Source organism: Paraglaciecola aquimarina (assembly GCF_032464635.1).
In the GTDB taxonomy this organism is placed as follows: Bacteria; Pseudomonadota; Gammaproteobacteria; order Enterobacterales; family Alteromonadaceae; genus Paraglaciecola; species Paraglaciecola aquimarina.
In genome coordinates this window covers 72,318-99,108 of sequence record NZ_JAWDIO010000001.1, presented here as the reverse complement: position 1 = coordinate 99,108, position 26,791 = coordinate 72,318, and the positions used below count along the sequence as shown (strand labels likewise).

The following is a 26,791-nucleotide window of genomic DNA, read 5'->3' as shown; positions in this document are numbered from 1 at the left end:
TCGAGATGTTGGGATGGCACTATTAGGTGTAAATAGTTTGCTGAAGCTCTTGATATTTGTTCGTCGTTTTCATTGTTGGTAGTCATAACTTGTCGTTTACACTTTATCTTGTAACATGTATGATAAGTTACAAGTGTGGTGGCTTGACCAATTAGTGTTGAAATATCTAGGTGTACTATAAAAACACAAGCGTCGAGATTTGCTCATACTAAAAGGTATCAACCCAAAGGATGCACCATGATGAACTTATTTACTGATATATTAAAAGTGCTGGTAATGCTAACGGTAGCCATATTACTAAGCGCCTGTAGTGAATTTAAAAAAGACTCTGTTTCCATTCGTTTAGCCCATGGCTTAGACGTTCAACATCCTGTGCATGTCGCGCTGGAATACATGAATACTGAGCTTCAGCGGTTATCTGGAGGCACCATGCAATTGGTGCTGTACCCATCGGCACAATTGGGTTCGGAAAGAGAAATAATTGAACTTTTGCAAATTGGCAGCATGGGAATGACCAAAGTCTCTGCTAATTCACTAGAGGCATTCGTGCCTGAAATGAAGGTCTTCAGTTTACCTTATTTGTTTAACGATCAAGCCCATTATTGGAATACCCTACAAGGAGATATTGGCCAACGCTTGTTAGCTGCCGGTACACAATACCGAGTGAGGGGGTTAGGTTATTTTGATGCGGGAAGTAGGAGTTTCTATACCACCAAACAAGAAGTACATAAGCCTAGTGACCTAAATGGTTTGAAAATCCGCGTTATGAGTAGTCAATCGGCAGTTGAAATGGTGAATACGATAGGAGGTGCAGCGACTCCGGTTAGTTTTGGTGAGCTCTACACCGCCTTGCAACAAGGTATCGTAGCCGGCGCAGAAAATAACCCACCTAGTTTTTATTTTTCTAAACATTATGAAGTCAGTAAGTTTTACTTATTGGATGAGCACACTTCTATTCCCGATGTCATTATTGTCGGCACTCATCTCTGGGATAGTTTGACTGCACAACAGCAAACTTGGTTGACAGAGGCTATGAATGTAGCAACCGAATTTCAAAAGCAGTTATGGGCAGAATCTACAGCTATGTCTCTGGCTAAAGTTAAAGAGGCTGGCGTGTCAGTTGTAGAGGCAGATAAGTCTCTATTTCAAGCCAGTGTACAGCCTATATACGACGAATTAAAAGGTACCTCTATAGAACCTTTAGTCAAAGAAATTAAAGCGTTGGGAGATAGCAAGTGAATAATCTCGGTACATTTATTGAACATTTAGACAAAGTACTTCGTGTAACACTCGCTATTTTGATGGCGTTATTGGTCGTTGATGTGACTTGGCAAGTATTAACTCGCTTTATCTTACCGCAACCTAGCTCTTTTACTGAAGAGGTCGCTCGTTTCACTTTAATATGGGTAAGCCTAATCGGTGGCGCATTAGCTTACAGAACTCATAGTCATTTAGGTTTTGATTTGATTGTACGTAATCTATCTTTAAGCAACGCTATTTTCACGTACCGACTCTGCTGTGTGCTAGTGGCAATTTTTGCTATTTCTGTGTTGCTTATTGGCGGATGTAATTTGGTGTCTTTGACATGGTCGTTAGGCCAGCAATCTCCTGTTTTAAATATTCCAATGGCTGCTGTGTACATAGTCATTCCACTAAGTGGGTGCCTGTTTTTACTGTATAGCACGTACTTTTTCTTAACGGCTAAGGTGATAACTGAGACTTCGAGACTACCAACGTCAACGCTGGAGAATGCTAATGATTAGTTTAATTTTATTTGGCGTGTTTGCACTATTACTATTGATTAATCTACCAATTGCGTTAGCCATTATTTTTGCAACATTAGTGACTATGTTGGCTACTATAGACACTTTGCCTGCGCTAACGACCATCGCTCAGCGAGTTGTCGCGGGGATAGATAGTTTCGCCTTGTTGGCCATTCCTTATTTTATCTTATCGGGTTATCTAATGGGGCAAGGTGGTATTGCAGCCCGCTTAATAAACTTTGCAAAGGTGTTGGTAGGCAGACTGCCAGGAGGTTTAGCTTTTGTAAACGTCATTTCATGTGCCTTGTTTGGTTCAATTTCTGGCTCAGCTGTGGCAGCAACGTCAGCTATCGGTGGGTTTATGATCCCTGCAATGAAAAAAGAAGGGTATGACAAGCCTTTTAGTACGGCAGTAACAGTTACTGCGGCTACTACAGGTATGTTAATTCCTCCTAGTAATATTCTGATTATATACTCGTTAGCCAGCGGTGGTGTGTCTATCGCCGCTTTATTCATTGCAGGTTATCTACCTGTAATATTAGTGACTTTGTTGTTGATTGCGGCTTGTGCAATTTATGTGAAGCGTAAAGGCATTCAGCCCATAACTGCTGACAAAATAGAACCTTTCTGGCCTTCACTGATAGGTGCTATTCCGAGTTTATTGCTCATTGTATTGATCATTGGCGGAATTATTGGTGGCTACTTTACACCTACCGAAGCAGGCGCGATTGCGGTGCTGTATTCATTGGCTCTGTCTGTTGGCATTTATAGAGAAATATCTTTTAGAGATCTGTACCCCATATTGCTCAAGTCAGTGAATACAACGGCCATAGTGATGCTGTTAATTGGGGCCTCGTCAGCTATGTCATGGTTAATGTCTTATGAAAATATCCCACAGACAATTAGTCAAACCTTACTCACATTGTCTGACAATCCTATTATTATTCTGTTGATTATCAATTTGACCTTATTAGTGATAGGCACGTTTATGGACATGACACCCGCTGTATTGATATTCACTCCTATCTTTTTACCAGTGGCTGAAATGTTAGGTATTTCCCCCTCCATTTTGGCATCATGATGATCCTAAATTTGTCTATTGGCCTTTGTACACCGCCAGTCGGTAGTGTTCTATTTGTAGGTTGCAGTATTGGTAATGTGAATATTAGTGAGGTTATTAAGCCTATATTACCGCTATACGCCGCGATGGTGTTGGCTTTGATTTTAGTAACCGTTTTCCCAGCTATCAGTGAATTTTTACCTAGCGTACTTGGTTTAATTTAACTGTAAGAACGCTCACTTATTGAGTCATTGAGTTTAATTTATTAATAAAATTGGAAGTGAAAAATGCAAGATTATCTACTAAAACAATTCGGTTTAACTGACAAAGTCGCCATTGTGACAGGGGCGAGCCGTGGTTTAGGTCAAGCCATGGCGATAGCCCTTGGTGAAGCTGGAGCGACGGTCGTGGCGGTTGGTTCAAAAGCCGAAAATGTAGCGGCCACTATTGAAATGCTCAAAGCTAAAAATATTGAGTGCCTAGCTTTAGGATGTGACCAAAGCAATGGCGATGAAATAAATGCAGTCATAGAAACGACCATTAGCACTTTTGGAAAAATTGATATTTTAGTTAACAACGCAGGCACCATTAAACGCTCGCCAGCCAAGGATTTTTCTGATGAGGACTGGAATGAAGTGATCAATGTGAATTTAAATGGCGTATTTAAATTTTGTCGAGAAGCCGGCAAACACATGCTTAATCAGGGGTCAGGAAAGATCATTAACATTGCGTCTCTACTTAGTTTTTCTGGTGGAATTACGGTGCCAGCCTACGCTGCTAGTAAAGGTGGTGTGGCGCAAATTACCAAAGCATTAGCCAACGAATGGGCAGGTTCTAACATACAAGTAAACGCGATCGCTCCTGACTATTTTGAAACTGACAATACTTACAACATCCGTCAAGACCAAGCACGCCTAGACAGTATTACTGCTCGTATTCCTGCTGGTGTGTGGGGTAAACCCGAAGATTTAGCTGGTGCTACAGTATTTCTATCAGGCAACGCCTCTAACTATATGAATGGCCATATTATGTTAGTCGATGGCGGCTGGATGGCGCGTTAATAAATTTTAAAATTTTAAGAGGAATAATTATGGATTTTATGTTTTCAGCTGATATTCGCAGCTATAAAAATATGCGTAATGATGAATTACGTGAAGCTTTTGTTACCGCACCATTGTTCACAGCGGGTGAAATTAACTTAACTTATACAGATGTTGACCGTGGTGTTGTTGGCGGCATTATGCCGACTTCTGCTTCTATTAAATTACCTACACACAAAGAGCTAGCGGCTGATTACTTTTGTCAGCGTCGTGAAGCTGGCGTAATTAATATTGGTGGCGAGGGCAGCATTACTGTCGACGGTGAGACATTTACCATGTCGAACCAAGATAGTTTGTATATTGCCAAAGAAAGTAAAGAAGTAGAATTTTTCTCTACTGATGCGGCCAATCCAGCTAAGTTTTATTTAGTTTCTTATCCGGCTCACCGTGTTACCAAGACGGTACATGTGCCTAAAAGTGCGGCTCACAGTGTTGATTTAGGTTCTCAAGCCACTTCAAACGAACGTACGATATATCAATCTATTCGCCCTGGTATTGTTGATAGTTGCCAGTTGGTTATGGGGATAACACAATTAAAAGAAGGCAGTGTCTGGAATACCAAGCCACCTCATACACATTTTAGACGTACCGAAATATACATGTACTTCGATCTTCCTGAAGATGAAAAAGTATTTCATTTAATGGGTGAACCATCTGAGGTACGTACGTTACCGCTAGATAAAGAAGTGGCTATTGCTTCACCAAGTTGGTCTATTCACAGTGGGGTAGGTACCACTAACTATACTTTTGTATGGGCTATGGGCGGCGAGAACCAAGAGTTTGATGATATGGATCACATTAAAGTATCTGCATTACGTTAAGTCAATTAGCTTGACGTAGTTTGTCTATTTACTAATTAATCGCTGGGGAATGGGGTGAAAGTCACCCCTAACGAATAATAAAAAGGCCTAGACGTACTCTGTACCCTACAAAATTTAGGAGGAAATATTAGTGAAAAGATTAAATTCGCAACTACAAGATGATGGTGCGCCAATGGAGCTAATTTTGTTATTAAGAACATTATTAGCGGGTTGCAAAGAAATTTCTTTTCGGGTCAGTCAAGGTGCCTTAGCTGGAGTACTGGGTTCGACCTTAAGTGAAAACATCCAAGGAGAAACTCAGAAAAAGTTAGATGTTATTTCTAATCAGATATTAAAAGATATATTGAGTGAATCGGGATATGTTAAAGCTATTTCATCAGAAGAAGAAGATGATGTGGTTGGATGTAATCCTAACGGCAACTATCTTGTTAGCTTTGACCCACTAGATGGTTCTTCCAATACGGATATCAATAGCCTGATAGGTACCATTTTTTCGATTACTCATGCCCCACAGTGGATGGAAGCAGACGACCCTTCTGCATTTTTACAACCTGCATCTCAGATTGTGGCAGCTGGATATGTATTGTACGGACCATCGACTATGTTGGCGTTAACCACAGGTAAAGGGACGCATCTCTATACGCTAGATAAAACCCACGGTGGATTTTTGTTAACCACTGCTAATGTTAAAATTCCAGTACAAACGTCAGAATACGCAATTAATGGGTCTAATCAACGTCATTGGGAAACGTCGACTCAACAGTACATTGGTGATTTGCTTTTAGGTACAAACGGCCCAAGAGAAAGAGATTTCAATATGCGTTGGGTGGCTGCAATGGTTGGAGATATCCATAGAATATTGTGTCGTGGAGGTGTGTTTTTGTATCCTTATGATAAACGGGATCCGACTAAAGCTGGCAAACTACGTCTGCTATACGAGGCCAACCCTATGGCTTTTTTGATTGAGCAGGCTGGAGGATTGGCTGACACCGGAACGGGACGTATTATGGAGGTAATGCCCACCGAAATACACCAACGAGTAGCGGTTGTGCTTGGCTCAAAACAAGAAGTTGAGGCTTGTTTGTCTTATCGCTAACAGCGGCTATTGTTGAATGTTCTTCTTTGTAAAACCGATTTAATCTGACCCGTTATAGGTATGCCAATTTTCAATGGAATGACCCTGAAAATTCCAGAATATGGCTAAATTCTAGTGTTTTATGCCTGAGCGGAATGGGTGTTTTGTACCAAACAAAAAAGGCGCCAATTTTTACATTTAGCGCCTTTATTCTCTCACGGTAAACAGTTGCTATAATTGGGCTTTACGGCGAAATCCAAGCAAAGCTAACCCTGTGATGACAAAAAGACTTAGCGTAGTGGGTGCTGATACTTTTGCTCTCACTGTCGTGTCCGATGCCTCTGCACTAACTGGTCCTAAGAAAAAGTCACTGGCTATGATATTAGCCAATTCAAAATCAGATACACCGTTAGTAATCGCAGTTAAACTAAAGGACGCAATGGTAAAATCGCCGCCAGCAAATAAATCGAAATCTAAAAATGTCAGTGCGACACCAAATGTTTGGGCACTCAAGGCTAAGAAGCCTCCAGTACTGGTTAAGCCAGCAACAGCTAAGTCACTGCTAACTGTTGTTGGGTCAATTTCACCAAAGGTATTTAGGTTATCTATTGCAAATAAATGAGTATCAAATTCTAAGTCGACAGTTAATGTATCAAAAGCATCGAAGCCAGAGCCTAAAATACTCACTTGCACCGTGTCACCAATACCAGGATTAGTGTCACTTAATTCTACATCTATCATACCTGCTTGAGCACTAAAGCCCACAAAGCATGCTAAGGCTACTAATAATTTTTTCATGTTTTTTTCCTACTACTTCGTTTACTTGTTTATTTGAATGCACGGCAATTTGCCGCGCATTTGTTGTTATTAATTTTTTGCAGCGTAGCTATTGCACTGCGCAACGGGTGCGGGTACAAACTGACATGAGCATACGAGCATCTAGTACATTGACCACTCCGTCATTATTCATATCAAAAGCTAAATCAATATCTTGACGGGCTTGTATGGCCGAAGTGAGTGCTCTGACATCAATCATGTCCACATCGCCATCGCCATCCCAGTCACCAGAAATGGCAGCGGCGCCCTCAACATCAAAGATTATCGTTGCTTCGCTCATTTTATTATTGCTGTCAGTTACGACCGCTTTAAAAATGTGATTGCCTGCTTCAATGTGTAGGAGCTCATCTGCATTGAATTCATTGCCCCATGTGTATGGCGCTTCATACAGCTCACGAATTAACACCTCATCTAGATATAAACCCACACTGACAATCGTTATAGATTCCGTTGCTGTATCAATGTCAACCGATACCGATAGGGCGTTGTAGCCTTCGACTAGTTTAATATTACTTTCATTAAAGGTAATAGTTGGAGCTGGCGGTTCTTCAACGATCAAGGTCATACTCGCTTCTGCTTTTAAACCGGCATCATCAACAGCCACCGCTGTGAAGGTATGCTCACCCACACCCAGTGGGTTAGGATTTGGTTCATGGCATGGTTTAGGTACAGGGTCTTGATTACAGTCTATCCAACCCATAGCCCCAAACTCATAAGGTGCATGTGAATGTCCAAAATTCCATACAGGACGTGTATCTACTCGGACTAAGTCACCATTTCGATACAAAGTCACTGATTTAATTTCTCCCCCTTCAGTGGATGCAGCAGCATTAAGGGTAATTGCTAGTTTTTGATAGCCTTCAACCACTGTTACAACGTCATTGGGAAAGCTTATCGTTGGCGGTTTGGGCGCGCTTCTAACCGTTAAGGTCATGCTTGTTTCACTTTCGGCGCCTGCACTATCAAGGGCAACTGCTGTAAAAATATACTCGCCAGCGGTAAATGGGTTAGGGTTAGGTGTATGTGACTCAGTCCAACCCATAGCACCGGTTTCATGAGGTTTACTGGCATGACCGAACAAATAGGTGTATGAATTATCCACACGAACTAGCTCGCCATTAATATACAGAGTGACTGACTCAATTGTTCTATCGCCGGTGGCTTCTGCGGCTACTGTGATAGCGAGCTTTTCGTAACCTTCGTCTACGGTCATTGCTGATTGTGGAAATGCAACGCTCGGTGCGTTTGACTCAACAATAAGTGTCATAGTGGTGGTTGACGTTTGCCCTGCACTATCAAGTGCGATAGCTTTGAATGTATGTTCGCCGGCGAGTAGTGGATTAGGGTTAACGCCATGGGCTTCTTCCCAGCCCATTGCACCCGTTTCATGTGGTTTACTACCATGGCCAAACAAATATGTTGGTCTATCATCTACGCGAACTAATTCATCATTTATGTATAAAGTCACCGATTCAATTGTACGGCCTTCAACAGCAGGCTCAGCAGCAATGGTAATAGCTAATTTTTCGTAACCTTCACTAACTGTCATTACTTCTTTCGGAAAACTGACTATAGGACGCGTCGATTTCACTTCAAAACTCATAGAAGCGAAGCTAGTCGCGCCTTCACTATCCGTCGCAATGGCTCTAAAGGTATGAGTGCCGACTGGTAAACCGAGTAATTCAGTCGGTTTATTGTTATGACCCCAAACAAACGGAGCAGCAGAGTCAGTGCGAATAAAGTTGCCATCTACGTATAAGTCAACTTGTGTAACAGTACGCCCAACGGGGCTAATAGCATCGACTTTAAATGATAATTGCTCATATCCTTCAAACGCCGTCATGGACGTTTGTGGGAAAGATACCACTGGCTTAGCTGCGTCACTTTCAAGATCTAAATCTATGATCTGTAAGTGAAGTGGCATAGCATTACCTGAGGTTTTTTCCATTAAGTAATAGTAGACTTTGCCATCTTTTACATAGATGGTGCCGTGGTCAAATACCGGGCCTTCAGTTTCTTCATAAACACGTTCAAAATCACTGGTTCCACCAACGGCTTTTTCAACAAAAGGACGGCCGTTTTTCAAACCGATAATATAAATATTGTCGCCTGAAGTGTAAATGTTGGATGCGCCAACAAAGTCGGTATCAATGATAAATTCATCAGCACCCGCTGGCTTGTACGCATGAATGTACTGCTGTTCATAATCGGGTCTACTTCTGTCGGTAGATCTAACCAAGCTAATGGTATGAATATCGCCTTTAGCGGTGACTGTCCAGTCAAAGCTTCCCACGATATGTACAGAGTTTGGTTCTGTGTGAGTAATGTAATCACCCGGTTCAAACACTTTTATTTCATCACTATTCACTAGTGGCCACGTCATCTCTTCGCCTTTGTGGTTTTTCCAAGCACCGAAACCTTCAGGATGATCTGAGTACGCGTAAAACACTCCGTTTTGGTATATATACTTGTCAGTATTGTTATTGCTACGCTGCTGGAAACCCACTCGGAGCTTACCATTCACATACTTCATATTGCCGTATAGACCCCAGTTATACGCATTTCCGTGAGTGGTTTTTTGATTTTTATGATTAAAAGGAGTAAAGGTTGACCACTTTTGCTGGTCAGCATCGTAACGATTGAAATAGTAGGCGCCGTTGTTATTTCCACCCCAACGCATATATAGCAATAACGTACCGTCTTTGGTTTCAAAAAACTTAGGATAAGTTAACGCCGCAAAGTTATTTCTATCGGCGAGGTCACCGGTCATGACTAGATGTTTGTAATCATCATCGCCTTGACTAATTGAGCTTTGTATCTTTTACAAATTTTTCTAGGGTAAACTCTTCGTCGGATACTTCGGCTGCGCCCGCAACAGAGTAACTGTAGCGAAAATAGTCATCTTTGAATTTGCCGTCATACTTATTGTTGTCGTAGGCATGCATGTCATACACTATATGAATAGTGCCATTTTGAGGACTGACAGCTAAGCCAATGGTGTTATGGGATTCACCAATCCACCAGTCTCCCCTAAAGCCCGTATGTTGGTGAGGAAATTCAATGTGCTTTACTTTACCCGTAGCGGTGTTGTAGCGAGACAACATTACATGGCGGTCATCTTTACCACCGCGATACCAAGTCATAAATACATAATGTTTGTAGGTTTTTACTGCATCCCCATGAGCTGAAATATTCCTCCCAAAGTGATAGTCATATTTGTCTGTGCCATTGTCAGGTACATTGAAGCCAACATCTTGTCCATCAAAATGTAATCCGATATCAGTTATTTTAATTTGATCCTCTAGTGTCACTTCCGCATTCGCGTACTGAATCGAAGCACCTAGAAATGATGTCATCAGGAGTAATTGCTTCAATGGCGATATGTTTAGATTTTTAAATAAATTCATATTGTGCCTAATTATTGTTGCTTGCTTTTATTTCTGGCTACGAAGTTCTAGCGTAACCACTGTCTAAAGTTGCCTTTTATACTTTGTTGAGTACTTGATACTGGTTGTACTCTTATCTGACAACCATGAATGTTATGATAACAATAGATCAAAAATAGTCAAAATAATTCACTTAAATTTAACTATTATGTCACAAGTGGTCATTATAGGTCTTTGATGGGTGTTGATAGTGCAGTTAGGGATACAGTCGTAAAACAGATACATGTCGATCTAATTCGTCATTTTACTGCCAATATAAATAGCCGCTTAGTCCAACCGATATCAAAAAGACGACAATTGCAATATAGATTGATACAAAACGTATCCCTAAAGCGGGGGGCGCTCGCATGATTTATAGCCACTAATCATCGCCTTGATCAGATTGTCTTGTTTAACCAATACGTAGAAAAAGACCGCTACTAGGTGAATCCATATGACGGCCACGAGTAAATCGAAATTTAATCCGTGAAGTTGGGTCAATTTATCTGAAAAAGCCTTACTGACGTAATCTGACAAAGCGCCGCTAAAGCCTAAGTCGTCATTGGCAAATAAGCCTGAAACTGCTTGAAATCCTATAACTGACATCATGATAATAACCATCCAGCCGCCTGCTGGATTATGGCCGATCTTATGATGAGCTTCGAGTTTTAAGGATTGTATTAAATAGTGCATGGCAGAAATAGGGGGTAATAAAGTGGCTAAATCTTGCTGTAGTTGAGCCAATAACCCCCAGCAGAGTCTAAATATTAGCAATGCTATTAATGTATGTCCGGCTATTTCGTGAAGCGCTATCATGCGGTTCTCTATGGTGTACCAAGCAGCAAGGATATTGATAACTAACGCCCAGTGAAACAAGCGGGTAGGGCTGTCCCATATTTTAATTTTTCTCATCGGCTTATCCTTTATTTACACTTACGAGTTTGACATTCCGTTGTTTAAAAGCGGCTTGTATTTGTTCAGTCAGTATTGTTTGGTTGACTATCACAGACTGTAAGTTTTCGAGCGCCAATAGCTCGATTAAACGATTACTGGTGATTTGCGTGTTGCTTACATTGATTACTGTGATGTTTGGCATGTTTAGAATTAACTCGATGGAATGGTCAGTAATAGCAGAACTTGCAATTTGTAACTCCGTTAATATTGGCGCCAAGGGAGTAAATTCACTTAGCATATCGTCAGTGAGCCACTGCTTTATAGGTAACCCCTCCAATACTACTAAACTTGAGGTTCTTGCTTGGTAATGCAACACATTAGGATAGCGTTTTTGCAGGTCCTTCAATATAGGCGCGAATGGTGCGCGGTCTGCTTCAATTTTTTGCCAATTGATGTCAGCAAATTTTATTACTTTGGCTTTAGCAGGCGCTTCAGGAAAATCATCCTCAGTTAAGTCTCCACGCCCACCTTTACTTAGCCAGAGTTCAATTAGCGCGAGTTCTTCTTCGGTGTGGCGTTCACGACCAAAAGGCGGCATGGCCATTCTATCTGTTCTCGGTAGACTCATTCTGTGTACTAATAAGTTGTTGTCTGCCGCTCTGAGGTCGGATTGGCTTTTTCCCGAAAACGTTAAGTGGCGATAGCTGTCTAACCTTAATTGCCCTTTGTCTTTGCTGTCGTCGTGACATGCTGTGCAGTACTTTTCAAATATAGGGTCAATTCGTGAGTTATAAAACGAGTTATCGGAAGCTTGCAAGTGAGGGTGTAATCCTAACGCTTCTCTAATGCTTTGGGTCCAACTCGGGTGAGCATGAATGTAAAGTAATACCCATAGTAAACTAAGAATCCCCACCACAATAAAATAGTATTTTGGGGTGATCATTTTGGTCATTTCTCTCAACCCCATTAACGCAATATTTGTGACACTATATGGGCTTCTTCGACACCTGTTAGGCGTTGATTGAGCCCTTGGAAGCGGTAGTTTAAATCGTAATGATTAAAGCCAAGTTGATACAAAATCGTGGCGTGCAGGTCGGCTATTTCTACTTTGTCTTTGACAATTTCGTAGCCGAGTTCATCAGTTTCACCATGGGTATATCCTCCTTTTACTCCTGCGCCAGCCATCCACATGGTGAATGCGTCTGGGTGATGGTCTCGTCCTGCAAAGGGCGCGTCTTGACCTCCTCTATTTTCGAGCATAGGTGTACGGCCAAATTCCCCTCCCCAAATAACTAAAGTGTCTTCTAACATACCTCTTTGTTTCAGGTCCTCTAATAACGCCGCTATTGGTCGGTCGGAGCCTTTACATAAATCTACAAAGCCATGATGTAATGAACCATTTTTACCTGAGCCATGTGAATCCCATCCATAGTCAAACAGTTGAATGTACCTCACGCCTCGTTCGGCCAGTCTGCGCGCCACTAGACAATTATTGGCGAAACTTGCAGAGCCGATTTTTGCTCCATAACTTTCCCGCGTTTGTGCCGATTCTTTTTTAATATCAAAGGCGTCGGATGCTTCCATTTGCATTCGATAGGCCATTTCGTATTGAGATATGCGAGTGAGGGTTTCGGGATCGCCAAAGGTGTCGTAAGACTGTTGGTTGACGTCTGAAATTGCATCTAACACGCGTCTGCGTAATGAGCGACTTACATTTTTAGGATTACTCAAGTATAAGACTGGATCGCCATGAGAGCGGCACTCAACTCCTTGATATACGCTGGGTAAGTATCCAGAACCCCAAAGTTGTTTGCCACCGTCCGGAGCATTTGTGCCAGATACTAAGGAGACAAAGCCAGGTAAATTTTGGTTTAGTGTACCTAAGCCATAGGTTGCCCATGAGCCGATTGACGGCTTGCCTGATAATTGTGAGCCGGTATGCATGAGCAGTTGAGCTGGTGCGTGATTGAACTGATCACTTTTCATTGATTTAATAAAACAGATATCGTCTACATGTTTTGCCAAATAGGGCATACGGTCTGATACCCAAGCGCCACACTGACCATGTTGTTTAAAAGGAAACTGCGGACCTAATAATTTTGGAGTGCCAGAAATAAAAGCAAATTGTTTACCTTCCAGAAACGATTGAGGCGTATCTTGCCCATTAAATTTTTCCAGTACGGGCTTGTAGTCAAATAACTCGAGTTGACTAGGTGCGCCCACCATATGCATATGAATTACGCGCTTAGCTTTGGCCGGATATTGAGGTGGAAGAGGCGCTAAAGGCTCGGTGAGTGGTCGGCTGAAATCTAGTTGTTGCCCTGCTGCAAAACTTTGACTTGGTATAATAGAGGCTAGAAAAGCAGCTCCAACTAATCCACCACTTTGGGTTAAAAAAGCGCGTCTGGAGTTTAACGCCAATTGTTGGTATCTAAGCTGGTGTAATTCAGCTTGGCTTGGCATATCTGAGTGCTTTGCTCGATTAAAAAAGTGCTTCATTATTTTACCTCGTTAACGCAATATCTAAGTTCAACAATACTGAAGCCATTGCCGTCCATTTTGCACCTACCCTTAAGTTTGGCGCTAAATCAGAGTCTTTTATGTCTTTCGATATTTCGTACAAGGCAATCTCTAAACGTTTTAGCTCGTTAGCGTCTGGTTCACGAGATACCACCTTTTTGAAACCATATCGAATGGCTGACGATTGATCCTTAGCCATGATATTAGCAAACATCGATTGCCCGAGAGCCTGAGCAGCTTCGTGATAAACGGGATCATTTAAGGTGACCAAGGCCTGAAGAGGAGTATTGGTGGGTAAACGTCGTTCGTGGCTTATTTCGCGCGTTTCCATATCAAAGGTCAAAAAGCTAGGGTACATGAAGGCACGTTTAATAAATGTGTATATGGCTCTGCGGTAGCGGTTTTCGTCTTTTGCGTCGGTCCACTGCTTTACTTTTTTACCTGGGTGACCCCATATACCAGCAGGCTGGGAGGCATAACGGGTTCACCACCAATTTTATGTACTATTAAACCGCTAGCGACTAACGCTTGATCGCGGATCATTTCAGCAGATAGTCTTTGCCGAGGGCCTCTAGCAAATAACTGGTTGTGAGGGTCAAACTCGATTAATTGCTGGGATACCGTCGAGTTTTGCTGATATGCATGGCTCATTACCATAAATTTCAACATAGCTTTCATGTCCCAATTTAGGTCCTCTTGAAATTTAAGGGCTAGCCAATCTAATAGCTCGGGATGGGATGGAGCCGAACCTGCACTGCCAAAATCTTCCAGGGTTTCTACAATGCCTATGCCAAATAGACGGTGCCAAAGCCGGTTAACCGCTACCCTAGCTGTTAGCGGCTGTTCTGGCTGGAAGAACCATTGCGCTAAGCCTAGTCGAGTTTGTTGTTGCGTAAACATTGGGAAAATTGCAGGCGTGCCTGGGTCTAATAAAGGTCCGACTTTCGCTATCATATTTCCGCGGTTAAATTTTGCCATGCCGCGATTGTCCCATTCGTCTTGCTCAAGAATAACGGGCATTGCAAAACTATCAATTTGACTTAGTTGTTCGGATAGAGTGCCATATTGCCTGATATTATTGAGCCGCTTATCACTGGCGACATACTCTGTCCAACCACTATAGTCAGTGACTTCTAGCTTGACTCGGTGAAGCCTTGCCAGTAATAAATCGCCAGCAATTTGCTCTTGCATTTGAGTTAACTCAACTTCAATCCTGTCGCCTTTAACAAGGGTTAATGGTTCGGCAAGTACCGCCGTACTCCAGCGTGGTAAATAGATGCGATGTGCTAGCCAACCGACGCCTTTGCCAGTACTCAGACCGTCATGATTATCAGGTAGTTGCGCTAAATTTGTCAGTTGTTTGTCCATCACCTCGGTCGAGTTAGACATAAACGATTCAATTGCCAACTGATGTTTTTGACCATTTTTCTTAACGACATATAACGTAACGTCATCGATTTGGAAACGTGTCTCTGGGCTGTGCCTAGCCTTGATTGGATCCTGTGGCATAGCTGTCATACGCAGCGAGCTAATACTGGTAGCTCCATCAAATGGCTCAGTTGTAAAATGATAATATACTCGTGCCTCGTATTTTCCAGGATCAAAATACTCGCCATCTTTGACTGTAAATTTACGCAGCCCTTGTTGCTCTAGTTCTGCAAGCCGTTTCGTCCCAACTTTAATCAATTCGATATATTGGTAGTTGGGCGTTTGACCTTTGGCTTTTCTTTCTTCGTTAACTTTTTGCATACCACTTATATATTCATTCAGCCCCCTGTATTCGTCTCCTACAGCGGTTTCAATTTTGAGCTTTTGCCATGGTGATGCTGATTCGTCTGTTTGCTTAGATAGCATGAATGCTTGGTGGGCTTCATGACGCGCAATGGCGGACATTTTTTCTTGAACTTCAAAAGCTTGCTGCTGTTGCTGTTCATTCTTTGCTAGCTTGTAGAGTGGCTTGTAATCTCGATAATCAGAATCTTTGGTGGTATTAAAAAAGCTTAAGGACTGATAATACTCATCATGCTCTATAGGATCATAAGGATGAGCATGACACTGAACACAGTTCATTGTTATGGCGTTTAACATTGACCAAGTGGTAGCACTTCTGTCCATCACCGCGACCATACGAAATTCCTCATCATCTGTCCCTCCTTCACTATTCGAAGGCGTTTGCCGATGAAAGCCGCTGGCAATTATATTGTCCAAGCTGCGGTTAGGCATTAAATCCCCAGCGAGTTGCTCGATCACAAAGTGCTTGTATGATTGATTGGCATTTAAGGCTTGAATGACCCATTGTTTGTATGGCCAAGTTTCGCGGTATTCGTCTCGGGTATAACCGTGACTATCTGCATAGCGAGCTAAATCCATCCACATCGCAGCCCAACGTTCACCATATCGAGGAGAAGCTAACAATCGATCGACTTGCTTCTCAAATGCATTTTTACTATCGTCGGCCAAAAATTCATCGATTTCAGCTAAGGTTGGCGGTAAGCCAGTTAAGTCAAATGACGCTCTCCTGAGGAGCGTGGTTTTGTCAGTGGTATCAGTTAGTGTTAAAGGCTTGTTATTAAACTTGGTTGCTTCTAGTTTCGCTTGCAAGAATGCATCAATTTCATTATTGATCACGTTGGTATTGTTGGTTTTGGGTACTTGATGAATTTTAGGTTGAATAAATGCCCAATGTTCTTCCCACTCGGCACCTTGCTCGATCCAATCTCGCAATAGCTGAATTTTTTCTGCTGACAATGCGGGGGCTTTGTATGGCATGCGAATATTAGGATCGGTAGCTTCAATCCTAGCGATAAGTTCTGACGCATCTGGGTCACCAGGGACTATAGTTAAACGTCCCGAATGGCCTCGAGCTAGTGCTTCCTCACGGTAAATAAAAGAGACATTTGATTGTTTACTAACCCCTCCATGACAGCCAGTACAACTCTCATTTAGAATCGGCCGAATATGCTGGTTAAAAGAGATCGTTGGACTTTGTACAGAATTCTCACTTTTGTGGCTGAATCCTTGGTACGCAGCCAGTAGCACTACAGGGATTAGTAGATAAGTATATTTCATATTCATTTACCAGTAACTTTAACCATTAAGGTTTAGTTGTGCGCTCAGGCGAAGTTAGGTCAAAGCGTACAATGCGACCCCATTTGTTCCATTCAGTGACAAATAAGTTACCTTGGTTATCAAAGGTGATGCCATGTGGTGCAGTAAATATTCCGTTTCGCCACATATTAGGTGTAGTAACATTGGTATTGATTTCTTCTGCAACCTCGTTAGTTCCCAAGGTGCTAATTGTTTTTCCGCTTTTGTCTAGCAGACTCACTCGCCCACTAATTTCCGCTACAGCTGCAAGGTCATGATAAAAAGCTACGGCACTGGGTCGGCGTAAATCTCTAGCATAAGTGCCAATTAAGCCCCCATCTAAACTCATGTGCACTAAGCGACCATTTTTGCGATCGGTGCAGATGAGACGATTAGGCTCAAATCTAGGATCGATATGGATCTTGTGGCAGTTATCAAATTTATATGGCGAATCTTGGCCGCCAAAGGTGCTTAAATAGTTGCCCTTAGCATCAAATTTGTGAATGTAATCTAAGCTGTAACCATCAACTACATATAGATCCCCGAAACCGTCTACATCTATGGCTGTTAGTTTAAGTTTTTGTTTGCCTGCACTATGGTATTGACTAGGGATAGCTTTGACGGCATCAACGTCTAATACAACTCTTCCTTGCAAGGTCATTTTGATAATTTTTTTATTTCGCAAAGATGCGCCGTAGATGTACTCCTTACCATTACTATCTTGATGAATAACAAAGCCATGGAAATCATCTGGTGCATTGGGCACTTCACCTACTCGCTCGCCCGCAGCTGAATAGATATGTATGCCGCCTTTTGATTCAGGGGTGCTCATTAGACTTAAATAAAACTTTCCGTCTTGCGCGACGTCTATTTCACCATGAGATTTACCAATGAACTGTTGTCCAGTGGCTAAGTTCGTCCAGCTTTTAGAAACCTGATAATTTGTTGCATTTGTGTACTCATGATTGGTATGTGCATAACCGGTATGGGCTGAAAACAAAAGTACACCTGAGCATAAAATCCGTGAAAATTGTTGGGAAACCATCATCTATTTATTGCTCCATAATTGCGTGAAGTTGTGACCGTATTGGATCATGAGTGTGGGTCATGTTTGGTTGAATGATTTGCTTAAACACTGCCGAAGTCAGTCGACGTTTTGAGCTCAACTGATTTGCCATTAAGCTGGTTGTTGCTTCGCAGTTTCGTACGTTCGTTGCAATAACAATATTCGCATCGCTTTGAGTCAGGTGTGCAATAAAATATAGGCAAATTATCCAGAGCTGCTACCCAACTGGTAATAAATTTTAATGGCATACTAGTTATATATAAGTGATAATGATGTAATGTGATTGTAAATGATTGTTGTGACTATTGTCTATTAAACGTTGCTTTTTGTAGAAAAACGTAAAGACAAATTAACATTTATTAAACGTTTATTTAGCTTGTGTCATGTATATTTATGATTGAATTTGTTTGTTATGGGTTTTAAATGATGACTATGTCGTGTTTTCGAATGATTGGAGTTTGTGCCGTACTGGTTGCGGCGATAGTTAGTAGCAATGTATATGCAAATTCAGCGCAATCAAAGGTTAAGAATGAATTTACCAGACCTAATATACTGTGGTTAGTACTAGAGGATATGAGCCCAATCATTAAGGCTTATGGTGACAATACTGCATATACGCCGAATATTGATTGGTTAGCCGAACAAGGCGTGAAATATACCAATGCTTATTCTACTTCAGGGGTTTGTGCGCCGAGTAGAGCTGGATTAGCGTTAGGCATGTACCCATCTTCAGTGGGGGCAATCACATGCGTACCACCTCACACACAGAAGTAACTGGCTTACCCAAATACGGAGCAGTTCCTCCCGCAGAGGCTAAAATGTTAAGTCAATATATGCGAGAGCAAGGTTATTACACCACTAACAATTACAAAACAGACTATCAATTCCAAGCGCCTAAAAATGCATGGGATGATAGTGGTATATACGCTCATTGGCGTAATCGCCCAGCTGATAAACCTTTTTTTCGGTGGTTAACTTTACTACTACCCATGAATCTGGCTTGTTTGAACCTTATGGTTTTAGAAAAATAGAATCTCGACATTACTTTTCCGATGATCCAGCGCGAATAGCTAAATTGCCTACCCACCCAATGGACAAATCTGCAGAACAAAAAACGGCAGTGCATGTACCTAAAGACGCAAATTTTCCTATTCCACCTTATTTACCGGATACGCCTTTAGTACGTCGTGATTTATGGAAGATGTATAACAATTTGGCTGAAACCGATCGCCAAGTGGGTGCCGTATTAGAACAGCTAAAACAAGATGGATTGTTAGAAAGTACTATAATCTTTTTCTACTCAGATCACGGTGGACCATTGCCAAGGCAAAAACGTTTAGTGTATGACAGTGGATTAAGAGTGCCTTTGATAATTCGTTATCCACATGCAGCTATGGCAGGAATGGTTGATGACCAATTAGTGAGTTTTGTGGATTTTGCGCCTACCACAATGAAACTAGCCGGTATGGATATTCCTGAACATATGCATGGTCAAGATTTCATTAATAATGGTTTGCAACAACGTGACTATATTCACGCTGCTGCGGATCGTTTTGATGGCTTTACTGATGTAATACGTGCGGTTAAAAACAAACGTTTTAAATACATTCGCAATTATCGTCCTGAGCAAGGCTACTACCTTCCCGTGGAGTACCGAGAAAAAATTCCCACAATGCAAGAATTGTTGCGTTTACGTAATGAAGAAAAGCTTAATCCAGCTCAGGCCCAATGGTTTAGAGGTTCAAAGAATGTTGAGGAGTTATTTGACACGCTATCTGATCCTCATGAGCTCAACGATTTAGCTGGTGATCCCGCTTATGCTAAAGAACTAAAAATGTTACGACAGGAAATGGATAGGTGGCTAGATGAAGTGGGAGATAATCCTGCTCTGGCTGAGAAAGACCTGATTAAAAGATTATGGGATGGGCAAGATTCTCAGCCAACTACTAAAAAACCAAATGTGAAGTTCAAACAGGGTTTGATGACCTTGAGTAGTGATACCGCCGGGGCATCTATCAGTTATAAAATCATAAATAATAATTATGAATCACCAGTTTGGCACATATACCAAGAGCCAGATCACTGTGCCAGAAGGCGCAAAAATTAAATTTGTTGCTCAACGTATAGGTTATCTAGAAAGCGCTACCCAACAAAGTGTAGTGAAATTTTAACTATTGGGGACATGCCTAAAGCATGTTTACACTATCAACTATTGAATGGATTATTTATGTCATTTAGGCAAAGTACAGTAAATAAATTTGTCACCCTGTCGATTGTCGCCATGCTGGGTGTGTCATGTAGCCCGTCTCGAATCGAAACTACGGCAAGTGCATCTGAACAACAGCAAGGCGCCGCATTGAGTTTATCGCCTAGTTCACTGAAAGTGGGAGAAGGCTTTGAAAATCCATTAGGGTACTACGAAGCGGCTCCGCGTTTTTCTTGGAAGATAGCCTCAGATGCAAGTACCCAGTTTCAAAGTGCCTATCAAATACAAGTCGCCACTAGTGCAGATATTTTGTCACAAGCTGCTGATTTGTGGGATAGCAACAAAGTTCAGTCTGAAGTGACTTCTTGGGTCAAATACCAAGGGCAAGCATTGCGCTCTCGCCAAAAAGTGTATTGGCGTGTGCGCATTTGGGATGAAGCAGATAAAGCATCACAATGGAGTGAAGTGCAATCTGTAGAGTTAGGGTTATTAACCAATCAAGATTGGCAAGCTAAGTGGATTGGCCACCCAGATACTGATCTAACTAAAAAACCATCGCAAGCCGTACTAGCGACTCCTCAATACCTACGAAAAACTTTTTCTGTTGCAGGAGAAATTAAACAAGCGCGTTTGTATATTACCGCTAAAGGTTTATTCAAACCTTTTATCAATGGTTCGGCGGTGTCCTTAGAAGATGTCATGACCCCAGGTTGGACACCTTATGCCAAACGTATCGAAACACTGACTTATGATTTAACCAGTAGCTTAAAACAAGGCGAAAATGCTATATCAGCTAGTCTAGCTGGTGGATGGTATGCCGGGCGGGTTTATGAATTTACCGACAGAGAATTTGCGCTACCTGCCCGTTTATTGGCGCAACTCGAGATCACCTATGCAAATGGCAAAACTCAGCAAGTAGTAACAGATGAAAGCTGGTTTACTTCCCAGCAAGGCCCTATTCGCTTTGCTAGTATCTACGATGGAGAACGTTATGAGCAAGGTAAAGAAATGCCTTGGCTGGACGACCTCTAAATTTGACCAAGTTAATTGGCTACCAGCAGTTGCTGAACCACTTGACTCGGATATTAGCCTTAGGCCTAAACGCCATGCGCCAATTCGCGTGACGGAGTTGATGCCAGTGCAAGAAATTGTTAGCCACAATAATGGTTCTGTGATCTTCGACTTTGGCCAAAATATGGTAGGGGTGCCTAAGCTAAATATACCTGTTATCGCTGGACAAGAAGTGAAAATTCGTTTTGCCGAAGCTTTGCATAAAGATGAATTTTACACAGACAATTACCGTAGCGCAGAATCGACAAACTACTACTTACCGAGCCAGTCGGGCGATATTGAATACACGCCAACTTATACCTATCACGGTTATCGTTATATGGAAGTGTCTGGTTTTGATGTCAGCAAAACACCAACTGAAAATTGGGCCACGGCCATGATCCAACATTCGGATGTAGATGTGCATGCAAACTTTAGCAGCTCTCACCCTAAGTTAAATAAGTTATCAGAAAATATTGTCTGGGGTATGCGTAGTAATTTTTATGACATTCCACTGGACTGTCCACAACGTGATGAACGCTTGGGGTGGACTGGCGATGCTCAAGTTTTTGTCACCCCGTCTATGTATATGGCCGATGTATATGGTTTCTGGTCAGCATGGCTAGAAAGCATTCGTGAAGAGCAAGGGGCAGATGGAAAAATCCCTTTGTATATTCCTTTTGTCGATTGGATCAATTTTGCGTCTTCGGGATGGGGGATGCGGTTACGATAATTCCATGGGAGTTATACGTGGTTACGGGTGATGAAACCATATTGGCTGATAATTACCAGATGATGAAAGGGTGGTTAAAATATCACGAGAAAAAAAGTAACAACTTAATTTCTACTATGACCACCTTTGGCGATTGGCTACAGCCTTATCCAAGTAATTTAAAGGACGGGGAAAATGGTAATCGTGGTAACACTGACTTTAGTTTAATCGGTACCGCTTACTTTGCACGCTCTGTAGAGTTGACCATAAAAACAGCTGAAGTCTTGAACAAAACAGAAGATCTTGAGCAACTTAAACGATTACATGCTGATATAAAAGCAGCTTATATGGCTAAATTCTATGATGAAAACTTAAATGTCTTAGCTGGCCAGCCTACGCAAACAGGTTACTTACTAGGTTTGGCTTACAATTTATTTCCAGTCGAAAAACGCGATATAGGTATCGCCAAGTTAATTGAGCTGATCCGTATTGCTGACACACATCTGCGAACTGGTTTCTTAGGTACCCCATTGTTGACTCAAGTATTACAAGATGCTGGCCGTAGTGACATCATTTATGAATTATTGTTTAAAGAATCGTACCCGTCTTGGTTCTATTCAATTAACAATGGGGCGACCACCACTTGGGAGCGTTGGAATTCATATTCAATCGATGAAGGTTTCAATCCTCAAGGCATGAACTCACTTAATCACTATGCTTACGGTACGGTGTCTCGTTGGTTTTACGAAGGTATATTAGGTATTACTCCGGCAAAAGCCTGGCTTTAAACACATTCGCATTGAACCACAGTTTGGTGACCAATTGAGTCAAGCCAAAGGTGGTTATAAAACGCCGCAGGGCGAAGTCTTGGTTGAGTGGAAAATTAGTCAGGGATTATTAATGATGAGTGTAACCATCCCGAAGAATTCCACTGCAGATATAGTCTTGCCTAAAGTAGAGACAGCCAGTTTAACGTTGAATGACATTAAAGTGACAAAGCAGTCTTTGGTGGATTTACCACCAGGACACTATGTGATTTCTGCAGCTGTGTCCCTTTAAGTACATAAAGTTTACAAACAAAAGGTCATCAAAAGGTGGCCTTTTTATGCACCACAAATGACTTATATTGCTTAGTATTGAGTTTTTATTGTTGTTTTTTGTCTTTAATGAATATTGAATCTGAGTGGAATGCAAATGAAAATTTATAGCTTTGGCGTACTACAACTTTTGGCGACATCAACGGTTTATGCTTTAGATTATCCTTTTGATTTACCAGAAAGCATAACTGCGGAAATAAAGATAAATACGCAGCAACAAGAAAAATATAACAATAAGTTGCTGGGTACCAATATATTTAAGTTTAGCTACGCAAACGAAAAAGAATTAATACGCACATTTGATCCATTAACCATTCGTTTTCCCCATGGATTATGGGCTAATTGGTATGACTGGCATAGCGATAGCACTAGGCAATTTGGTGAAGATAAAGTGACATTTACCAATTCGCTAGGAGAAACCAAATCTAGAACGCTGGATCATTTATCATCGATTAAAATATTTGAAGCTAGTGGCGCTAAAGTAGGTATAGACGGCTTACAATTGCTAAATGATGAGCGTCTCAGCCAGCAAGGTATTGGCTATGATATGGTCTGGACCTTTAATATGAGCGCTGACGGTGAAAATGGCACGAGTCCACTGAATGATGGCAGCCCAGAGTCAGTAGCGCGTTACACTGATTTAGTGAATAGAGGGTTTGATGTCACTAATATAGAAATGGGTAATGAGAACTTTTACTCTGGTCAACGTAGCTCAATCATTCCAAATGTCAGTGATTACGTTGAGCGAGCAAAGTCAATATCAAAGGCGTTGAAAGCGATAAACCCCAATATTAAGCTTTCTATCCCTCTACTAAGAAAAGCCAATACCGCTAATCCTAATTACAATCAGTTACTCACTGAAGACAAAGACTACTTTGATGCTGTCACTGTGCACACATATGTTGGATATGACCCTGATGATAGTAATGATAGTGATGAAGCCTATAAAACAGCGCTGTTAGCGCGGGTTCATATTGCTAATTCAGTCAACAATTTCTCACAGAAAGTCGCGCCTAATAAACCTGTTTGGTTAACTGAATGGGGCGTGAAATCGGGTGGCCCAAACGCCGCTTCTATTTTAGGTATGGCTGATGCTTATCTTTTCATGAGCGAAAATCAAGATATTTACCAACGAGCCAATTGGTTTAGTGTAAATGGCCAGTTAAATTCATTTTTGGTGTGGTATCAAAAAGAAGTACAACCAGGGGTGTTTAGGCCTCGGATAAAAGAGCCGTTAGAAAAAACGCTATTTGGCTCTGCTCATGAAATCATTCGCTCAATTTTACAAGACAGTACTTTGTTAGGCAGTGATTTAAGCGCCACTGAATTAGAGAATGGCGTAAAAAGTGTAAGTGCTAGGGCGGTAATTAAAGACGATAAAGTGACAGTCTTCGCATTAAATTTAACGGATAGAACGTCTCCCTTTGCTTTAACGTTAGATAACGTTGCTTATGATGGTAATGCAACGCACTACACTATGGGTTTTAGTTCATTGGACGAAGAACGTATCTTACCAATAGCTCAAGATCCACTTAGCTTAGTTTCTGAAGGCAGTAGTGGAATAGTCTTACCGCCACTTTCATTGAATAAGATCGTGCTAGAGGATACTAGCATTAGCGCCGAAGTTTTTGATGTGGACATCAGCACCCAATCAAGTAGCTACCTTTTTGAGCTTGGAGACCAAGTTAAGTTACAAGCAAGTGTGGATATCAATGGTGGTGAAGTTGCTTCAGTCCAATTTTTCAAAAATGGCGATTTGCTAGCAACCGATACTAGCGCACCTTATCAATTTGATTGGCTACCCACAACGCCAAGGTACACATGAAATCGTGGTTAAGGCGACTAAAGTTGACGGTTCGCAGAAAGCATCAGCGCGTAAATTAATCAACTTAGTTGGTGAGCCATTGGTGTTTGAAGTTGACTTAGCAGCACCCAGCCAAAATCAAATAACCTTAGGAAACAGTTTATCGTTAACCGCTACTGCTAGCACAAATATAGGGGAAGTCAGTACCGTTGATTTTCAAGTTAATGGCCGTTCAGTTCACCAAACATCTACAGCGCCGTACCGCTTTAACTGGCAACCTACCTCTGCGGGGGTTTATAACCTTGACGTTTTAGCCACTAAAAAAGATAGCAGTGTTAAAAAGTCTGAGACTATCACAATTACAGTTAACGCGCCGCCGCAGCCAAATCCGCCTTCATCTTCAACAGACAAACCAGCAAATGCTGGCGGTGGCGGAAGCATTAGTTATTTAATTCTGTTGTCGCTAGGAGTGGCTAGCTTTTGCCGATGCATGAGCTTAAATAACCGATTAACTAAAAAGCTAATGCAGATGATTGACCAAAAAATTGCAGGATTTAAACGATGCTTACTCAAAGAATAACCAGAAGAGTGTTTATCGGTGCCAGTGTTTATATTGTATCCGCGCCTTTATTCGCCACTATCTTCAACAAAGCTATTGAAATACATAGAGTGGTTGATAGTGGGCAGTTTTTTGATGAACACGCGTTGACGGTGCTAACTGATGTTGCGGAAATTATGATCCCTAAAACTGAGACTCCAGGGGCAACAGATGCCAATGTTGCTGCAGTGTTAGATGGTTTGATGATGACTTGGGCAGGCAGCAAAACAAAACAGCAATACATAAGTGTCATCGAACAAATTCAAGAGGTGGCAAAGTCAACCTATCAAGCCGATTATATTCAGTTGCCGTTACAACAAAGAGAATTGTTAATTACTGAACTGGATAAAACGGCTTTTGCCAATAAAAACACTTCCTTGTCTGCGAGTTACAGACATCTAAAGGAAATGATTTTTCATGTTTATTATAGTTCAGAAGAGGCCAATCCTGATTTTGTGTTAATCCCGGGGGGATATCGTGGTGATATTACTAAGTCAGAATTGCAGGCAATAAAAACCAGAGGTTATTTATGAGCCAAACTAAACAGGCAGAGGTTAACAGCCAAGTAATGTTCGACGTGATAGTGGTTGGCTCTGGGATCACTGGTGGTTGGGCGGCGAAAGAGTTCTGTGAAAAGGGCTTTAAGACTCTAGTGATTGAGCGTGGACGCCACCTTGACCACCCGAGTCCTGAATACAATGATATGAAGGCGCCGTGGCAGCTTGAGAATTTTGGCATTGCCTCAGAAACACTGCAAGAGCAAGGACGATATACGCAACTGTTGGCAAAGAAAAAGGTATTGAAGTCTGACTCAATTCAGTTTTTTGCTGATGACAAAGAATATCCTTATTCTTACCCTAGCGAAAAACCTTTTATGTGGACGAGAGGCTATCAATTAGGCGGTCGTTCACTTACTTGGGGACGACAAGTATTGCGTTGGGGAAAAAAGATTTTGAAGCTAATGCAAAAGATGGTCATGGTGTTGCTTGGCCGATAAGTTACGATGATTTAGCGCCGTGGTACGATTATGTAGAATCTTATATTGGCGTATCCGCCAATAAAGATGGTTTAGACTCAGTTCCTGACGGAATCTTTCAACCGCCTTGGGAAATGAGTAGCGCTGAAAAATTCATCGCTAACAACATGGCCAAAAAATATCGGGATAGACATCTAATTATAGGGCGTTCTGCCAATCTTACAAAACCCACTGAAGCACAAAGCAGCCTAGGTCGAACGCGTTGCCAAGCACGTTCTTACTGTGCTAGGGGCTGTACTTTTGGTGCGTACTTCAGTTCTTTGTCTGCCACCTTACCGTCAGCCAAAAAAACTGGCAATTTAACCATAGTGACGGATGCCATTGCCTCTTCAATAGATTACGACGAGGCAACCGGTAAAGCCAGTGGCGTTACTATTGTCGATGTTCGCAGCAAAGCAACGCGCAGTTATAGAGCGCGCGTGGTTTTTTTGTGCGCCTCTGCTTTGGGCTCTGTGCAAGTTTTATTGAATTCTACGTCCAAAACGTTTCCAAATGGTATTGCCAATTCAAGTGGTGCTGTAGGGCATTATATTATGGATCACTTTACCGGTGTAGTCGGTATGGCCGAAGTGCTTATGGTTTAGAAGACAGGTTTTCTTATGGCAGGCGGCCAATTGCTACCTATATTCCCAATTATCGT

At 41.8% G+C, this 26,791-nt stretch carries 22 protein-coding genes and 3 pseudogenes; 17 read left to right on the top strand and 8 right to left on the bottom strand.

All coding sequences use genetic code 11. The features are described from left to right. The first annotated feature begins 237 nt into the window (after positions 1-237). The 6 genes and pseudogenes from RS130_RS00465 (at position 238) to RS130_RS00440 (ending at position 5,840) form a co-directional block, all read left to right on the top strand. A complete protein-coding gene (locus tag RS130_RS00465) occupies positions 238-1,239 on the top strand; it encodes a TRAP transporter substrate-binding protein (protein WP_428982714.1) in 1,002 nt (333 codons plus the stop codon). Then, positions 1,236-1,763 (top strand): TRAP transporter small permease, encoded by a 528-nt coding sequence (locus tag RS130_RS00460; RefSeq protein ID WP_316024296.1) that lies wholly within the window; start codon positions 1,236-1,238, stop codon positions 1,761-1,763. The genes RS130_RS00465 and RS130_RS00460 overlap by 4 nt, the downstream gene beginning before the upstream one ends. Continuing rightward, positions 1,756-3,047: pseudogene (locus RS130_RS00455) on the top strand (TRAP transporter large permease). Before RS130_RS00460 ends, RS130_RS00455 begins: the two are co-directional and overlap by 8 nt. A gap of 63 nt (positions 3,048-3,110) precedes the next feature. Next, positions 3,111-3,884 carry an SDR family NAD(P)-dependent oxidoreductase gene (locus tag RS130_RS00450; RefSeq protein ID WP_316024295.1) on the top strand — a complete coding sequence of 258 codons (774 nt, stop codon included), beginning with the start codon at positions 3,111-3,113 and terminating at the stop codon, positions 3,882-3,884. Between the two features lie 29 nt (positions 3,885-3,913). Beyond that, a complete protein-coding gene (gene kduI, locus RS130_RS00445) occupies positions 3,914-4,744 on the top strand; it encodes a 5-dehydro-4-deoxy-D-glucuronate isomerase (RefSeq protein WP_316024294.1) in 831 nt (276 codons plus the stop codon). 130 nt (positions 4,745-4,874) lie between these two features. After that, the gene (locus RS130_RS00440; RefSeq protein WP_316024293.1) at positions 4,875-5,840 is read left to right on the top strand and encodes a class 1 fructose-bisphosphatase; all 966 of its coding nucleotides are present in this window, start codon (positions 4,875-4,877) and stop codon (positions 5,838-5,840) included. Positions 5,841-6,050: 210 nt separating this feature from the next. Here the strand turns inward: RS130_RS00440 and RS130_RS00435 are convergent, their stop codons facing one another. The 8 genes and pseudogenes from RS130_RS00435 to RS130_RS00395 form a co-directional block, all read right to left on the bottom strand. Further along, a complete protein-coding gene (locus RS130_RS00435; RefSeq protein ID WP_316024292.1) occupies positions 6,051-6,617 on the bottom strand; it encodes a hypothetical protein in 567 nt (188 codons plus the stop codon). Between the two features lie 88 nt (positions 6,618-6,705). After that, positions 6,706-10,012 (bottom strand): annotated as a pseudogene (locus tag RS130_RS00430) (Ig-like domain-containing protein). A 417-nt stretch (positions 10,013-10,429) separates the two neighbouring features. After that, entirely contained in the window at positions 10,430-10,993 is a 564-nt protein-coding gene (locus RS130_RS00420) for a cytochrome b/b6 domain-containing protein (RefSeq protein ID WP_316024289.1), read from the bottom strand. Positions 10,994-10,997: 4 nt separating this feature from the next. Next, positions 10,998-11,927 (bottom strand): c-type cytochrome domain-containing protein, encoded by a 930-nt coding sequence (locus RS130_RS00415; RefSeq protein WP_316024288.1) that lies wholly within the window; start codon positions 11,925-11,927, stop codon positions 10,998-11,000. A gap of 14 nt (positions 11,928-11,941) precedes the next feature. Next, positions 11,942-13,474 (bottom strand): DUF1501 domain-containing protein, encoded by a 1,533-nt coding sequence (locus RS130_RS00410; RefSeq protein ID WP_316024287.1) that lies wholly within the window; start codon positions 13,472-13,474, stop codon positions 11,942-11,944. A gap of 4 nt (positions 13,475-13,478) precedes the next feature. Further along, entirely contained in the window at positions 13,479-13,880 is a 402-nt protein-coding gene (locus tag RS130_RS00405; protein ID WP_316024355.1) for a DUF1553 domain-containing protein, read from the bottom strand. Between the two features lie 44 nt (positions 13,881-13,924). Next, positions 13,925-16,564: a PSD1 and planctomycete cytochrome C domain-containing protein gene (locus tag RS130_RS00400; RefSeq protein ID WP_316024286.1), complete on the bottom strand. Its 2,640-nt coding sequence runs from the start codon at positions 16,562-16,564 to the stop codon at positions 13,925-13,927. 25 nt (positions 16,565-16,589) lie between these two features. Beyond that, positions 16,590-17,630 (bottom strand): NHL repeat-containing protein, encoded by a 1,041-nt coding sequence (locus tag RS130_RS00395; protein WP_316024285.1) that lies wholly within the window; start codon positions 17,628-17,630, stop codon positions 16,590-16,592. A 465-nt stretch (positions 17,631-18,095) separates the two neighbouring features. Here RS130_RS00395 and RS130_RS00390 point away from each other — a divergent pair, with 465 nt between their 5' ends. The 11 genes and pseudogenes from RS130_RS00390 to RS130_RS00335 all read left to right on the top strand — a co-directional run bounded on the left by RS130_RS00390 (position 18,096) and on the right by RS130_RS00335 (position 26,735). Then, a complete protein-coding gene (locus RS130_RS00390) occupies positions 18,096-18,422 on the top strand; it encodes a sulfatase-like hydrolase/transferase (protein ID WP_316024284.1) in 327 nt (108 codons plus the stop codon). After that, positions 18,395-18,679 (top strand): alkaline phosphatase family protein, encoded by a 285-nt coding sequence (locus tag RS130_RS00385; protein WP_316024283.1) that lies wholly within the window; start codon positions 18,395-18,397, stop codon positions 18,677-18,679. The genes RS130_RS00390 and RS130_RS00385 overlap by 28 nt, the downstream gene beginning before the upstream one ends. Beyond that, the gene (locus tag RS130_RS00380; protein WP_316024282.1) at positions 18,649-19,755 is read left to right on the top strand and encodes a sulfatase-like hydrolase/transferase; all 1,107 of its coding nucleotides are present in this window, start codon (positions 18,649-18,651) and stop codon (positions 19,753-19,755) included. Before RS130_RS00385 ends, RS130_RS00380 begins: the two co-directional genes overlap by 31 nt. 120 nt (positions 19,756-19,875) lie before the next feature. Continuing rightward, a complete protein-coding gene (locus RS130_RS00375; RefSeq protein WP_316024281.1) occupies positions 19,876-20,886 on the top strand; it encodes an alpha-L-rhamnosidase N-terminal domain-containing protein in 1,011 nt (336 codons plus the stop codon). Continuing rightward, positions 20,780-22,404 (top strand): annotated as a pseudogene (locus tag RS130_RS23635) (family 78 glycoside hydrolase catalytic domain). Before RS130_RS00375 ends, RS130_RS23635 begins: the two are co-directional and overlap by 107 nt. Before the next feature lie 34 nt (positions 22,405-22,438). Continuing rightward, positions 22,439-22,675, top strand: a complete 237-nt coding sequence (locus RS130_RS00360; RefSeq protein WP_316024278.1) for an alpha-L-rhamnosidase C-terminal domain-containing protein — start codon at positions 22,439-22,441, stop codon at positions 22,673-22,675. 135 nt (positions 22,676-22,810) lie between these two features. Then, positions 22,811-24,538: an Ig-like domain-containing protein gene (locus RS130_RS00355; RefSeq protein ID WP_316024277.1), complete on the top strand. Its 1,728-nt coding sequence runs from the start codon at positions 22,811-22,813 to the stop codon at positions 24,536-24,538. Between the two features lie 4 nt (positions 24,539-24,542). After that, positions 24,543-25,097, top strand: a complete 555-nt coding sequence (locus tag RS130_RS00350) for an Ig-like domain-containing protein (protein WP_316024276.1) — start codon at positions 24,543-24,545, stop codon at positions 25,095-25,097. Then, entirely contained in the window at positions 25,079-25,648 is a 570-nt protein-coding gene (locus RS130_RS00345) for a gluconate 2-dehydrogenase subunit 3 family protein (protein WP_316024275.1), read from the top strand. The genes RS130_RS00350 and RS130_RS00345 overlap by 19 nt, the downstream gene beginning before the upstream one ends. Beyond that, positions 25,645-26,112: a hypothetical protein gene (locus RS130_RS00340; protein WP_316024274.1), complete on the top strand. Its 468-nt coding sequence runs from the start codon at positions 25,645-25,647 to the stop codon at positions 26,110-26,112. The genes RS130_RS00345 and RS130_RS00340 overlap by 4 nt, the downstream gene beginning before the upstream one ends. Continuing rightward, positions 26,052-26,735, top strand: coding sequence for a GMC family oxidoreductase N-terminal domain-containing protein (locus tag RS130_RS00335; protein WP_316024273.1), 684 nt, complete (start codon positions 26,052-26,054; stop codon positions 26,733-26,735). The genes RS130_RS00340 and RS130_RS00335 overlap by 61 nt, the downstream gene beginning before the upstream one ends. Positions 26,736-26,791: the final 56 nt, after the last annotated feature.

Excerpts from the sequence above, each read along its gene's own strand:
- RS130_RS00410 (WP_316024287.1), bottom strand. The coding sequence starts at position 13,474 with ATGAAGCACTTTTTTAATCGAGCAAAGCACTCAGATATGCCAAGCCAA.
- RS130_RS00450 (WP_316024295.1), top strand. The coding sequence starts at position 3,111 with ATGCAAGATTATCTACTAAAACAATTCGGTTTAACTGACAAAGTCGCC.
- RS130_RS00340 (WP_316024274.1), top strand. The coding sequence starts at position 25,645 with ATGAGCCAAACTAAACAGGCAGAGGTTAACAGCCAAGTAATGTTCGAC.
- RS130_RS00390 (WP_316024284.1), top strand. The coding sequence starts at position 18,096 with ATGATTGGAGTTTGTGCCGTACTGGTTGCGGCGATAGTTAGTAGCAAT.
- RS130_RS00400 (WP_316024286.1), bottom strand. The coding sequence starts at position 16,564 with ATGAAATATACTTATCTACTAATCCCTGTAGTGCTACTGGCTGCGTAC.
- RS130_RS00435 (WP_316024292.1), bottom strand. The coding sequence starts at position 6,617 with ATGAAAAAATTATTAGTAGCCTTAGCATGCTTTGTGGGCTTTAGTGCT.
- RS130_RS00465 (WP_428982714.1), top strand. The coding sequence starts at position 238 with ATGATGAACTTATTTACTGATATATTAAAAGTGCTGGTAATGCTAACG.
- RS130_RS00355 (WP_316024277.1), top strand. The coding sequence starts at position 22,811 with ATGAAAATTTATAGCTTTGGCGTACTACAACTTTTGGCGACATCAACG.
- RS130_RS00385 (WP_316024283.1), top strand. The coding sequence starts at position 18,395 with ATGCGTACCACCTCACACACAGAAGTAACTGGCTTACCCAAATACGGA.
- RS130_RS00420 (WP_316024289.1), bottom strand. The coding sequence starts at position 10,993 with ATGAGAAAAATTAAAATATGGGACAGCCCTACCCGCTTGTTTCACTGG.
- RS130_RS00345 (WP_316024275.1), top strand. The coding sequence starts at position 25,079 with ATGCTTACTCAAAGAATAACCAGAAGAGTGTTTATCGGTGCCAGTGTT.
- kduI (WP_316024294.1), top strand. The coding sequence starts at position 3,914 with ATGGATTTTATGTTTTCAGCTGATATTCGCAGCTATAAAAATATGCGT.
- RS130_RS00375 (WP_316024281.1), top strand. The coding sequence starts at position 19,876 with ATGTCATTTAGGCAAAGTACAGTAAATAAATTTGTCACCCTGTCGATT.
- RS130_RS00395 (WP_316024285.1), bottom strand. The coding sequence starts at position 17,630 with ATGATGGTTTCCCAACAATTTTCACGGATTTTATGCTCAGGTGTACTT.
- RS130_RS00415 (WP_316024288.1), bottom strand. The coding sequence starts at position 11,927 with ATGACCAAAATGATCACCCCAAAATACTATTTTATTGTGGTGGGGATT.